General features: G+C 40.9%; 11 protein-coding genes. 8 read left to right on the top strand and 3 right to left on the bottom strand.

Going from position 1 to position 12,843, the window contains the following annotated elements; all coding sequences use genetic code 11:
- The first annotated feature begins 347 nt into the window (after positions 1–347).
- The 6 genes from A9239_RS17730 (at position 348) to A9239_RS17705 (ending at position 6,324) form a co-directional block, all read left to right on the top strand.
- Positions 348–701 (top strand): prefoldin subunit beta, encoded by a 354-nt coding sequence (locus A9239_RS17730; protein WP_048121411.1) that lies wholly within the window; start codon positions 348–350, stop codon positions 699–701.
- A gap of 139 nt (positions 702–840) precedes the next feature.
- Positions 841–1,848: a bifunctional oligoribonuclease/PAP phosphatase NrnA gene (locus tag A9239_RS17725; protein WP_048121413.1), complete on the top strand. Its 1,008-nt coding sequence runs from the start codon at positions 841–843 to the stop codon at positions 1,846–1,848.
- A 652-nt stretch (positions 1,849–2,500) separates the two neighbouring features.
- Entirely contained in the window at positions 2,501–3,805 is a 1,305-nt protein-coding gene (locus A9239_RS17720) for a phenylacetate--CoA ligase family protein (RefSeq protein WP_048123488.1), read from the top strand.
- A gap of 458 nt (positions 3,806–4,263) precedes the next feature.
- Entirely contained in the window at positions 4,264–4,701 is a 438-nt protein-coding gene (locus A9239_RS17715; protein ID WP_048123489.1) for an ACT domain-containing protein, read from the top strand.
- 268 nt (positions 4,702–4,969) lie between these two features.
- Positions 4,970–5,323, top strand: a complete 354-nt coding sequence (locus A9239_RS17710) for a DUF2103 domain-containing protein (protein WP_048123491.1) — start codon at positions 4,970–4,972, stop codon at positions 5,321–5,323.
- 23 nt (positions 5,324–5,346) lie between these two features.
- Positions 5,347–6,324, top strand: coding sequence for a methanogenesis marker 12 protein (locus A9239_RS17705; protein ID WP_048121415.1), 978 nt, complete (start codon positions 5,347–5,349; stop codon positions 6,322–6,324).
- A gap of 38 nt (positions 6,325–6,362) precedes the next feature.
- Here the strand turns inward: A9239_RS17705 and A9239_RS17700 are convergent, their stop codons facing one another.
- From A9239_RS17700 to A9239_RS17690, 3 genes are all read right to left on the bottom strand, one after another.
- A complete protein-coding gene (locus A9239_RS17700) occupies positions 6,363–6,947 on the bottom strand; it encodes a TIGR00288 family NYN domain-containing protein (protein ID WP_048121417.1) in 585 nt (194 codons plus the stop codon).
- Between the two features lie 407 nt (positions 6,948–7,354).
- Positions 7,355–7,777 (bottom strand): hypothetical protein, encoded by a 423-nt coding sequence (locus tag A9239_RS17695; RefSeq protein ID WP_048156180.1) that lies wholly within the window; start codon positions 7,775–7,777, stop codon positions 7,355–7,357.
- Complete coding sequence (locus A9239_RS17690; protein WP_141706510.1) at positions 7,771–8,394, bottom strand: rhomboid family intramembrane serine protease; 624 nt, start codon at positions 8,392–8,394, stop codon at positions 7,771–7,773. Before A9239_RS17690 ends, A9239_RS17695 begins: the two co-directional genes overlap by 7 nt.
- A gap of 1,577 nt (positions 8,395–9,971) precedes the next feature.
- Here A9239_RS17690 and cdhA point away from each other — a divergent pair.
- The gene (gene cdhA / locus A9239_RS17685; protein ID WP_048121422.1) at positions 9,972–12,395 is read left to right on the top strand and encodes a CO dehydrogenase/acetyl-CoA synthase complex subunit alpha; all 2,424 of its coding nucleotides are present in this window, start codon (positions 9,972–9,974) and stop codon (positions 12,393–12,395) included.
- 2 nt (positions 12,396–12,397) lie between these two features.
- Positions 12,398–12,843: CO dehydrogenase/acetyl-CoA synthase complex subunit epsilon (gene cdhB, locus A9239_RS17680; RefSeq protein ID WP_069575392.1), on the top strand; the 446-nt coding region annotated here is incomplete at its 3' end.

Below are 12,843 nucleotides of genomic sequence, written 5' to 3'. Positions count from 1 at the left end.
TTTGATAAATGATTTTTTACGATCTTTTTTGATAAAGGGTTCTTTTATAATTATTCATTCTCAAGCAATTTTTTCAAACCTTCGGGTTGGAGATTAACAAGGTCATTTATCTTCAGATATAATTCAGATATAACTCAGATATAACTCAGATATAACTCAAATATAACTCAAATAGAACTCAAATTAATAAATATTATACTGTTAGATCCAGGATTAATCTGTTATTTTAATTTCTGACAAAAGGGCTCAAGATTAATTTCAAATGGCGAAGGGAAACTTTTCAGAAGCTGTAAGGACAGAAACATTAAAATCCCTTCAGGTTTATTGAGGACTCAGGTGAAAATCATATGACTGCAGAATTACCTCCTCAAATTCAGAACCAGATAGCACAGCTTCAGCAGATACAGCAGCAGATACAGGCTCTGGCTATGCAAAAATCACAGGTTGAAGCTATGCAAAAAGAGTCAAAGATGGCTCTTGACGAGCTGGAAAGACTCACTGACGACGCAATAGTCTACCGAAATGTAGGGGAGTTAGTAATAAAAACGAACAAGGAAGAGTCCATTACAAAACTGAAAGACAGGGAAGAAACACTCTCACTCAGGCTTCAGTCCATATCCAGGCAGGAAGAAAGGCTCACATCTCGCTTTAAACAACTTCAGGAGCAGATTCAGCAGGCTTTGGGACCCAGGGCACAATAATTTTATTTTTCATTCCAGCATAAAGGAATATTAAATAAAGTATAACTTTGCCAAAAGTCATAAAAAAACCATGCAAAAATCTCAAAATTCTTGAATCCAGGGAGATCAATGCCTATAAAAACGATAGCCAGAGTGGACAATGGAAGTTGATGAAGCGGAGTTTTTCAACCGGCTCCTTGACTATCGGAATATTTTGTATTTGTGTCACCGGAATGCAGATCCGGACGCGGTTAGCAGTGCTTTTGCCCTTTCCGAAGCTATAGGAGGCACTGTCGGACTTGTGGATGGCTGCAACCGTGTAGCTGCTGTGCTTATAGATAGACTTGACATTGAAGTTGTGGATAAACCCAATCCTGCGGATTACGGTTTTGTCGTTGTGGTTGATACCTCCACAAAAGCGCAATTAAATGATCTGGAGCTTACCAGGTATTGTGTGATCGATCACCATACAACTACTGCTCTGACAGAAAATTCCGAATTTTTCCTGCATAGGAACAGTACTTCTACCGTAGAAATAGTTTACAATATCTTAAAAGCAATGGGAGCACCTATTAACCGGCGGGTGGGGATCGGGATGCTCACGGGAATCGTAACTGATACCGGGCATTTCAAACATGCATCGGCAGATACATTCCGGACAGTATCGAGAATCATAGAGGACAGCGGCATTGAGTACGGGGAAGTACTGGACCTTATGGCTGCTACCCCACAGGATATTTCCATGCGCATAGCTATCCTGAAAGCCGCAAGCCGCATCGAGCTCGACAGAGTGCAGGATATGTTGATAGCATCTTCCCATGTCAGCTCTTTTGGAGGTTCTGCGTCTTCCATGCTCATTAATATCGGTGCAGATGTCGCTTTTGTTGGTACATCCAAAGGTGAAAGCGTCAGGATAAGTGCAAGAGCAAAGCGTGACGTTGTAAGTGCCGGGGTTAACCTTGGCCAGCTAATGGAAGATATAGGTAACGAATACAATGGCACAGGCGGCGGACATTCCGGGGCTGCCGGAATCGATGTGATCGGTGACATGAAAGAAGTGCTGGATAAATGCAGGGAAAGAACAAAGAAAATTCTGGAAACTTCTCTTGGAGGAACGTCAAAAGAGATCTCTTTTGAGGATGATATCGAAGAGTTTGAAAATGAGTGATTTCTCCAAGTAAAAAGAGGTTACATTCTTCAGAATTGAATCAAAAGAAGTTTATTTTTCAGAATAAAATCAAAAGAAGTTCATTCTTCAGAATATACTTCAAAAATCCCTAAATTCATAGTATACTTGAAATCTCATTTTGTCTCATAAAACCGGAAGTTCGAGAACTGAATCCAATAACTACATTCAGTAATTGAATCCGGTAATTGAATCGTAATGGAATCCGGTAACGTAATCCGGGAATTATAGAATTTACCGGATGCGCAAACCTGCCGAATTATCACAAAATCCATATATTGATCACTCGGTGGACTTTCGCCCTTTATGCATCCAGCTTTCGGGCTTACATATAAAATCTTTTTTCGGCTTAACAGCTAATATTTATATGAGAATCTAGCTTAATCTTCATATTAATCCAGCCAATCTTCATATTATATTTGCCGGAAGTATATCTCCGTTGAAAATAATAAACTCGAAAATAATAAACTCCGGAGTAAGAAAGCAATCGGAGTAAAAAAGCAATATTAGAGAGATGAAGAGAACTGAAACATGACCTTAAAGCGGCATGAAATGAGATGTGCAGGAAAAAAGCTAGAAAATGTCGGGCCTGATATCGAGAGCCCAGAACATAAGATATACAGAGTGTGAAAAAATGCCAGAATACTGGGATCCTGAGATAGAGACAATGCCTGTAGAGAATTTGAATAAGCTGCAGGAAGAAAAGTTGAAGCGACTTGTACATTATGTGTATGAAAACTCTCCTTTTTATAGAAAAAAGTTTGATGAACACGGAGTTAAGCCGGAAGACATCCAAACTCTTGAAGATATCAGAAAGTTACCTTTTACAGTTAAGCAGGATCTCAGAGATACCTATCCAACTGGTATGTTTTGCGTCCCTAACTCAAAACTCACTCGTTTCCACGCTTCTTCAGGTACTACAGGCAAACCTATAGTCGTAGGGTATACCCAGAATGACATTGATGAGTGGGCAGAATCTCTTGCAAGAGGATTTACTTCTGTTGGACTGGGGAAAAATGATATCCTTCAGGTAAGTTATGGGTACGGACTTTTTACAGGTGGACTCGGTGCTCATTACGGAAGCGAAAAACTGGGTGCAACCGTACTTCCTACAAGTTCAGGAAATACTGAACGCCAGCTTGAGCTTATGAGAGACCTTGACGTCACTGCTATAGCCTGCACGCCTTCTTACTTCCTTTATCTGATTGAGACTGCAAGGAAAGAAGGCATTAGTATCAGGGATGACACTAAATTAAAGATGGGATTTTTCGGAGCCGAGCCCTGGTCCGAAGAACTCAAGAAACGTATAGAAGACGAATCAGGGATTAAAGCTATTGATATTTACGGAACATCGGAAATGAGCGGGCCTCTCTTTACCGAATGCTCAGAACAGTGCGGAATTCATATATGGGCAGACAAATTCCTTGTTGAGATAATTAATCCCGAAACAGATGAGCCTGTTCCTGATGGCGAGATTGGAGAACTCGTAATCACGACTCTCAATAAAGAAGCTCTTCCTCTAATCCGTTACAGAGTAAGAGACCTTACACGAAAGATTTCGGAGCCCTGCGTGTGCGGAAGAACCCATCCCAGGATTACACGCATCAGCGGGCGTTCGGATGATATGATTATCGTACGCGGCATCAATGTGTTCCCAGGACAGGTTGAATCGGTCCTCATGAAGATTCCTGAAGTCGGGAACCATTTCATGATCATTGTAGACAGGATTGGACCCCTTGACTCCATGAAAGTCCAGATTGAAATGAATGAGTCTGTTTTTAGTGATAAAATGTCAGACATGATGGCACTTAAAAAGAAGATTTCGAGTGCATTAAAAAGTGTACTTAATCTTGCAGTCCAGGTAGAACTGGTGGAGCACGGCTCTCTGCCCCGCTCTGAAGGAAAATCAAAGAAAGTTATCGATAAGCGAAAGATTTGAAAGCTTCAAAGAGCGAAAACAAAACCTGCAAATAAAACAAAACCTGCAAATATTACTGCCCTGCAGGTTTCACTTTTTTGGGGACGAACTTTTGAGTTTCATTTTCAATGCTGAGCCAGACGTAAAGTAAAGTTCTTAGATGTAATATTAAGTTCATAGATATAATTAAAATTCACAGATGTAATATTAAATAGCCAGTGCAGAAAAGATTTAGGTTTATATACAAGAACAATACCAGTAGATAACACTCTAAATAGACGATTTATTACTGAGTTGATTATAACTGGTCATAAGCTTAAAAACTGTATGTAAGCTTAAAGTATACATAGAGACTATATTATATTGACATAGGAACTCATATTATACTCTGGCAAGAAGACTATAAAAAGAAGTAAGAGAGAATAAGGATAAACAGTATAATTACATAGAACAAGCAATATAAGGACATGGGTGCTGGAATGGAAGATAAAATTATAAAGCAGATTTCCCTTTTTGCGGAAAATAAACCTGGCAGACTTGCAAACGTCGCAAATAAACTGAAAAGCGCCGGCATAAATATCAGGGCATTTACCATTGCCGAGTCCGGAGACTTCGGAATAATCCGCATGGTTGTGGACAGATCCGACTATGCTCACAAAATACTCCATGATGCAGGGTTTACCGTTTCCGAAACCAATGTTATGGGAATCGAAATGAACGATGTCCCAGGCAGCATGTCACGTATTGCAGAAGTGTTCGGAAAAGTCAAGATCAACATTGACTATGCATATGCTTTTGTCACCAAGGATCAGAAAGCCCTTTTAATAGTCAGGGTCAATGACATTGAAAAGGCAATTAAAACACTTGAAGAAGAAGGCATCAGGCTCATAAGCATGAAGGAACTTGAAAATATCTGATTTTAACGAAAAAAACGGACTTTCCCAAAAAAGCGTTTTTAGAGAAAAACGACATAATCCAGGATCTGGCGCTCTGTGTTTCTGAGATCCTGGAGATACCTTTTTTTATAGCTTCTGGCTTCAGGACAAAACCTTGATAAGAAGGTTTATAGTCTGCAACACTTCTTTGAGATTCTAACCGGATAAATAGATATACGTGATAAATATAAAAACGACAAATAAGAAAAGGAAAAAGTTGTCAGGGGAACAGATTACCGGTTTGACTACAATGACGGAAAACAAAACTAACTTACAGGAGAACGCGCAAAGCTCCTTGAAAAATAAGCTTGGTGGAGTACATACGACAATCATCGGGGGAAGGGCTGGTAAAAAACTTGTAAAGCTTGTAAGCCAGCACCCTGAAGTAAAAAAAGTAATCCCAACCGTAATTTCTGTAAAAGGCGTTGCGGGAGGCAGCCTCACTGGGAAAGCACTGCGTGCGGATGCGAGAGGGAATTTGAGGCTATTGCTCTCTGAAGGCAGGAGTTTTCAGGAAATAAGACTGGTAACAACAGTTGGAACCGCTGACGAGGGAGATAGAATTATGGATGAACTGAACGAAATCTTGAAAACTGCCTTCTGAGGCGTTAAAGGAGAGACAGGTAATTGGCCTTTATAGGGATTGATCATGGCACAACTGCAATGCGTTTTGCTCTCATAGAAGGAGAAAGTACCCATACCTTTGAACTTGAGAGAGCTGAGGCAGCAGCCATGTCCGAAAATGAGATTTTGACCTCGCTTGAGGAACATTTTGGAATTCAGCGTGAGAAAATCGACCTTATTGCACTGACGTATTCGATGGGAGATGGTTTTTCCACAATAAATGATATCAGGAATCTTGAAGGAAGAGGGCTCAAAAGTATTGAAGGAGCAGGAAAAAAGACAGGAGGGGGTACAAGAGTTTTTGATGCCATTCGGAACTCTGGAATTCCGGCAATAGCAATCCCTGGACTTCATACGGAGAGCAAGGTAGATCCTAGAATGAAGGTATTTTCCCATCTAACAAGTCCCGAGAAATTAGGAATTGCTTACCACATCCTGCGCCTTGGTTATAATAACTTCGTGGTTTCCGATATAAGTTCAAATACTGTTACTCTTGCCATTGCCGACGGGAAGGTAATTGGAGCAATCGATGCTTGCATATTTGCCCCGGGTGTTCATCACGGGCCCCTTGACCTGCAAGCTATAAGGGACGTAGATAACGGATACCGCACCGCCAACCAGGCTTTTATGGAAGCCGGAGCTTTGAAAATGACTCCATATAAAGATAGGGAAGAACTACTCCTTGCAGCCGAAAAAAAAGAAAGCTCTGCCCTCCTGGCTCTTGATACTATTTCACTGTTCGCCGCCATGGAAATTGCGTCAATGCAGCTTCTTCTTAAGGACTATAAAACAATCGGAGACGTTTTTCTTGCTGGATCCGTAGGCGAATTTGGATATGTACAGAAAAAAATCCATGCACATCTGGGGCAAGAATGTCAGTGTCTTGGAAAATGGCATGCTGCAATAGGCTGTGCCGAGATAGCACGTGATGTTTTTGCAGGAGAGAAAGAAATCCTTGGCGTAGAAGTTAACTACCATTAAAAAAGTAAGAAAGGAATATCAAAAGGGACAGGCATAAATTAGGTTTTTTCTATGGACTCTTCGTACATACTGTCCTGATATTCCGATGCATCAATTTTTCCTTCACCGGACCCCATTTCATTGGACTCATCATAACTGCTCATTCTGTCTTTCTTCATAAGAATAACATAGTCCGCAGAATTCTTTAACGCTGTGGAAAAACCGGGCTCAACTCCAAAAATGATAGTTTCTTTGCCATGCTCATTTGCTTTGTTCAACAAAGGCTTGAAGTCCGCATCCCTTGTAACAATTGCAAGAGTATCAATATTAGGATTATATACTAGCTCCATGCCCTCTACTGCGAGGCGCACATCAACATCGCTCGAACAAATTATAGGTTCAAGCCCATGATTTTCGATAGCTTCCACAAGCTTGTCAGAGGCGTATTGGTTAAGAAAAACGCGCCCGATTTTGATATTCCCATAATCTTTCAGGACGTCCCTTATCTCCTCAAGATTTACATCAAATTCTTTTCTGAGAATATTCGGGCCATCCACTAAAAGTCCTATTTTCCGCCTGCCAACTTCTTTTTTCGAGCGGAGGTATTTTGATATTGAGTCGATTCCGCTTTTTACAGGTTTCATTATCAATGTCCTCTGTGATCTTACAGTTCACGGAACCTGTACCTTATTTGCTTGCGCCATATGATTATATAGCACTAACTCTGGGGGAAGCTACACTTCCAGCAGCCCTCCAATCTGCCGGTACAGAGTTTATGCTTCCACGATCAGCATTTGAGGTTTAAAGTTCCGAATTTCTAAGTTTATATCTTAATACCACAATTTTGCATTCAATCCGATGATACCTTATATCTGCTTTTCTGTAGTAAAACATTTGCATATTAAGGCAATCAAAGTTTGCAACTCTATCCTTCTATGAACGACTGGATTGAAAAACCTGAGAGTCTTCCTGCGAACAGGAAGGAAGAAACTCCGGCAAAACAAAAATCCCGATCTATAAAACGTAGATCTATAAAACGTAGTAATTTTATTTATAAATTGTTGGAAAAGAGTCCCTTTTTTACTTCCCGAATAACATATGGAGATTCTTTGAGTTCAAAAATGTTTTCCGTTTTTCTTCCTTTTTTGCGTCTGAGGTACTGGATTTCTCCAAGCCTTTCCAGAAAAGTCTCATAAACTTCCATGAACTGCTCAAACTCCGAATCAGTAAGCTCTATCACTCCTTCCCTACCCGCAAGCCAATCATAGACGTGGAGAAGATTAATTTCCCGTACCCTTTTCAGATTTTCATCATCAGGTTTTTTTTCAAAGTACAGGGTCTTTTTCAATTCCGGAGACCAGGCTGCACATAGTCTCCTGAAATTCAAAACCAGGATAGGAATTTTCTCTCCTGGATAGGGTCTCGGATAGTAGTATGCGCCCTCTAGAAGGTCATTTCCTTCCAGAGTTACCACCTGCCGATGTATCTGGATCTCAGAGCATTTTCCTGAATTTTCTTTATGCGGAAACCCATATAAAGACCGACAAAGAGACCGCTAAGGTGGGCTGTATGGGCTATCATGTCCGATGAGTTAACCATAAGAAAATCAAGTAAAGCAAAAAGCACCAGGGCATGTTTTAGTTTCATAGGGACAAAGTAAACATAGACACGAATATCCGGCTCAATTATTGTAAGAGCTGCAAAGACTCCGTATATTGCTCCGCTTGCGCCAATCATTGGGCCAGGCGAGATATTGAATATTGGCTGACTTAAAAAGGTATACCCTATTGCCGATAGAACTCCGGCAGTGAAAAAAATTGCCAGAAGCTGTTTGTTCCCGATCCGCCGCTCAAGTGCAGTTCCGAAGAAGTACAGGACGAGCATATTGAATAAAAGATGAACTAAACCGTTGTGTAGAAATATGTATGTAATAAGCGTCCACGGCCTTGTTACAAGATAATTAGGGTCAAAATAAAAAGCGTTAAAATAGGCATCACCTATGCCCGGAATCATTTCCAAGAAGAATGAAAGTGTACAAAGGACAATGATTGATAGTGACGGGCTTGCGAAAACAGAATTTTTACCTGCCACCTGTTCCGCCTCCAGGGATATAAGCTGCATTAAGGTTAAACATATTTCCAATTACTCTCCGGTTTATATTCCAATTACTCTCCAATTTATGTTCCAATTATCTCCATTTAATATCATATTAATACTGCCTTGAAGTTGAAGCAATTATAGAACTTGAGGTGCTTAAAGTATCTCACCTGTAACCCAGATGAGAATCTCAGCTTAGAATGATATCGATCGGTAATATTGTTTTCATTGACTTGATCATTGATATTTATATTACTTTAAAACTCTTAATTCTGAGAACTGACTCTTAATTCTAAGAACCGCTTCTGAATTAATAGAGTGCTTACTTAAATGCTTTATACGTATAGTCACGAGGATAAATAATGCAACTACTCAATAAGGTACAATGAGTTTTTGTTGCAATAATTGTAGGCGTGACTATAAGCCAGTAAATTATCCGGATATTATGGCTTAGACGTTCACCTTATTTAAAATTCCGCATTTCAGAGGCTATTATTAACTAAGCCAATTTACCCTCGTCCAAATCTTTGATGAAATAAAGAGACTAAAGCTCGTGGAAAGAGTAAAACCAATTCTTCCTGAAGCGTGGAAAGAGTAAAACCAATTCTTCCTGAAAAGTTATTTTCATAATGTTCAAAAATGAACCTGTTTAAGAGTGGACTTATTGGAGAATGGATCAATGCTTTTTTTATCCGAATATGTAGTATTTTTTTTAAAGAATAAATTGATTTATATTTAAATAAAAATTTTATTTTTATTTATTTTCTGTGAAAATACAAAAATAGTTTACGGCGTTTACTGTATAAAGCAGTATGGCAATGCTAAGCCTATAAATAATTTTCCATTTAATTATTTAAGGGATAATTATAAAATTTAAAAAATTTATATGATTTTATATTATCTGCAAAGATATATTTTGAGTAAGAATTAGTACTTCATATAGTAACAAATATTTACATAATAATTCGTAGTAAACATGAGTGAAAAATGTGATTGTTAACAATAAATAGCACAAAGAGATATAACACTAGTGTTATAACAGATTTTACTGAAAAAACCATATCTAAAGGCACTAATTTCTTTTTTGAAAGAATAGTTAAAATAAACTCATAAAGTCCACTGATTCTGAACATTCCCACTTTACCCATCTCGAAATGCGTGTTACAAATTAGAAAATATTATATAGATTTGGTACGTTAAGACATTTAATTAGTGTTTATTATCCATCGGTAGCGACCTCTGCTTATGATTAAGGTCTCAATCGTTGGCAAAAACGGTTTTTTTGAGACAATGGGCGTAAAAATGGTTTTGAAGAGAGATTAAGCCCTAAAAACGACTTTTATGTAGAGAATATTCCCTCTAAAAACGACTTTAACTGGAAAAACGCTGGTAAAATACTTGTTATTTGAAAAAATTGACGAATAATATTTTGCCAGAAGTACATTTACTTACACGGTTGTAACTTTAAGCAGACGGCAAGGAGTGTTTGGTAATTACAAACGCCGAAAAATTAAAAATTGCAATCGTCTTGGTAAAGTCGACTTTATACAAATTTAGGAGGTAAAGCTCAAATGAGCAAACTAACTACCGGGAGTTTTTCTATCGAAGATCTCGAATCCGTTCAGATCACTATTAACAACATTGTAGGGGCAGCAAAGGAGGTTGCCAAAGAAGCAAAAGAGGAAGAGTCAGGACCGATGGGCCCGACACCTCTGGCAAATATGGCAGCTTATAGAAATGATTGGAACTTTATCCTGCTCAACCGCTATGAACCTGTCTTGACCCCCATGTGTGACCAGTGCTGCTACTGTACTTATGGACCATGCGACCTGTCTAAAAATAAGAGAGGTGCCTGTGGTATTGACATGGCAGGCCACACAGGAAGGGAATTTTTCCTTCGTGTGATTACAGGTACTGCATGTCACGCTGCCCACGGTCGTCACCTGCTTGAACATGTAATAGAAGTCTTTGGTGAAGACTACCCGATAAGTCTCGGAGAATCGAACGTCCTGACTCCAAATGTCACAATCTGTACAGGATACAAGCCGAAGACTCTTGGAGAATGCAGGGCTCCAATGGAGTATGTTGAAGAAGAGCTCACTCAGCTACTTGCAACTATCCATGCAGGACAGGAAAGCGCAGAAATTGACTACGATTCAAAAGCCCTCTTCAGCGGCAGTCTTGACCATGTTGGTATGGAAGTTTCTGATATCGCTCAGGTTTCAGCATACGATTTTCCGAAAGCTGACCCCGAAGCCCCACTCATTGAAATTGGAATGGGAGCTATTGACAAGTCCAAGCCGCTCATTGTCGCAATCGGACACAATGTTGCCGGTGTAACTTATATTATGGACTATATGGAAGACAACAACCTGACCGACAAGATGGAAATTGCCGGGCTTTGCTGTACCGCATTCGATATGACCAGGTACAAAGAAGCCGACAGAAGAGCTCCATATGCCAAGATCGTAGGGTCCCTGGCCAAAGAACTGAAGATTATCCGCTCCGGAATGCCTGATGTAATTGTTGTCGATGAACAGTGCGTCCGCGGTGATGTTCTGTCAGAATCCCAGAAGCTCAAGATCCCTGTTATCGCTTCTAATGAAAAGATAATGATGGGCCTGCCGGACCGTACAGACGCAGATGTGGATTCAATAATTGAGGAATTAAAATCAGGAGCAATCCCTGGTTGCGTAGTACTTGACTATGAAAAACTTGGAGAACTTGTCCCGAAGCTTGCCCAGGTAATGGCTCCAATCCGCGACGCAGAAGGCATAACAGCAATTCCGACTGATGAAGAATTCAAGGTATATATCGACAAGTGTGTCAAGTGTGGAGAATGCAGGCTTGCATGCCCAGAAGAACTGGATATCCCAGAAGCTCTGGAGTTTGCAGCTAAAGGAAGCTACGAATACCTTGAAGCTCTCCATGACCGCTGTATTGGATGCCGCCGCTGTGAACAGGTCTGTAAGAAAGAAATCCCAATCGTAAACGTGATTGAGAAAGCTGCACAGAAGGCTATCAGCGAAGAGAAAGGGCTGGTCAGAGCTGGCAGAGGACAGGCAAGTGACGCGGAAATCAGGAAAGAAGGCCTGAACCTTGTCATGGGAACTACCCCAGGTATCATCGCTATTATCGGATGCCCGAACTATCCAGCTGGTACTAAAGATGTCTACCTCATCGCCGAAGAGTTCCTGAAGAGAAACTACCTCCTGGCTGTAAGCGGTTGTTCCGCAATGGACATCGGTATGTACAAGGACGAGGATGGCAAGACCCTTTACGAAAAGTACCCAGGTACATTCGCAGGTGGTGGACTGCTTAACACTGGTTCCTGTGTGTCCAATGCACACATCAGTGGAGCTGCCGAAAAAGTTGCCGGAATCTTTGCTCAGAGAAACATGACAGGAAACCTTGCTGAAATTGCAGACTATACACTTAACCGTGTAGGTGCATGTGGACTTGCCTGGGGTGGATACTCACAGAAGGCTGCTGCAATTGGTACCGGCTGTAATATTTTTGGTATCCCTGCAGTACTCGGCCCCCATGGTTCCAAGTACAGGAGAGCCCTGATCGCCAAGAACTATGACGAGTCCAAGTGGAAAGTCTATGATGCCAGAGACGGTTCAGAGATGAACATTCCACCAGCACCGGAATTCCTGTTGACAACTGCAGAAACCTGGCAGGAAGCAATCCCGATGATGGCAAAAGCCTGCATCCGCCCGTCCGATAACAGCATGGGAAGGTCCATAAAGCTGACCCACTGGATGGAACTCTCCAAGAAGTACCTTGGTGTAGAGCCAGAAGATTGGTGGAAGTTCGTCAGAACTGAAGCTGACCTCCCACTTGCCAAGCGTGAGGAACTCCTCAAGAGACTGGAAGCCGAGCATGGCTGGGAAATTGACTGGAAGAGGAAGAAGATAATTTCCGGTCCGAAGATCAAATTCGACGTCTCAGCACAGCCAACTAACCTCAAGAGACTTTGCAAGGGGGCCTGAAAATGGTAGACACTACCAAAAATACCAAGCTCTTCACCAGCTACGGAGTAACAACTGCAAAAACAACAACTCCAGAGATCGCAGCTAAATTGATTGCAAAAGCAAAGAGGCCACTTCTTGTGGTTGGGACCAAAATCCTTGACCCTGAACTCTTGGACAGGGCAGTGAAGATTGCAAAAGCAAAAGACATCCCTATTGCAGCAACCGGCAGCTCAATGCCTGGCTTTGTGGACAAGGATGTCAAAGCCAAGTACATTAATCTTCACCAGCTCGGCTTTTATGTAACTGATCCTAACTGGCCAGGGCTTGATGGCAATGGAACCTATGACACACTCATTGTTTTAGGACACATAAAATACTATATTAATCAGGTGCTGTCCGGAACAAAGAACTTTTCAGATGTAAAAGCAATAGCAATTGACAGAAACTACATCCAGAACGCAACTAT

Source organism: Methanosarcina sp. A14, assembly GCF_001729375.1.
GTDB classification, from domain to species: domain Archaea; phylum Halobacteriota; class Methanosarcinia; order Methanosarcinales; family Methanosarcinaceae; genus Methanosarcina; species Methanosarcina barkeri.
Note: the sequence above shows the minus strand (reverse complement) of the source record. Positions and strands in the feature narration are given on the sequence as shown.

What these genes read in the sequence shown, in the direction of transcription:
- A9239_RS17710 (WP_048123491.1), top strand. Translation starts at nt 4,970, where the DNA reads ATGACGGAAAACAAAACTAACTTACAGGAGAACGCGCAAAGCTCCTTG.
- A9239_RS17730 (WP_048121411.1), top strand. Translation starts at nt 348, where the DNA reads ATGACTGCAGAATTACCTCCTCAAATTCAGAACCAGATAGCACAGCTT.
- cdhA (WP_048121422.1), top strand. Translation starts at nt 9,972, where the DNA reads ATGAGCAAACTAACTACCGGGAGTTTTTCTATCGAAGATCTCGAATCC.
- A9239_RS17715 (WP_048123489.1), top strand. Translation starts at nt 4,264, where the DNA reads ATGGAAGATAAAATTATAAAGCAGATTTCCCTTTTTGCGGAAAATAAA.
- A9239_RS17720 (WP_048123488.1), top strand. Translation starts at nt 2,501, where the DNA reads ATGCCAGAATACTGGGATCCTGAGATAGAGACAATGCCTGTAGAGAAT.
- A9239_RS17700 (WP_048121417.1), bottom strand. Translation starts at nt 6,947, where the DNA reads ATGAAACCTGTAAAAAGCGGAATCGACTCAATATCAAAATACCTCCGC.
- A9239_RS17725 (WP_048121413.1), top strand. Translation starts at nt 841, where the DNA reads ATGGAAGTTGATGAAGCGGAGTTTTTCAACCGGCTCCTTGACTATCGG.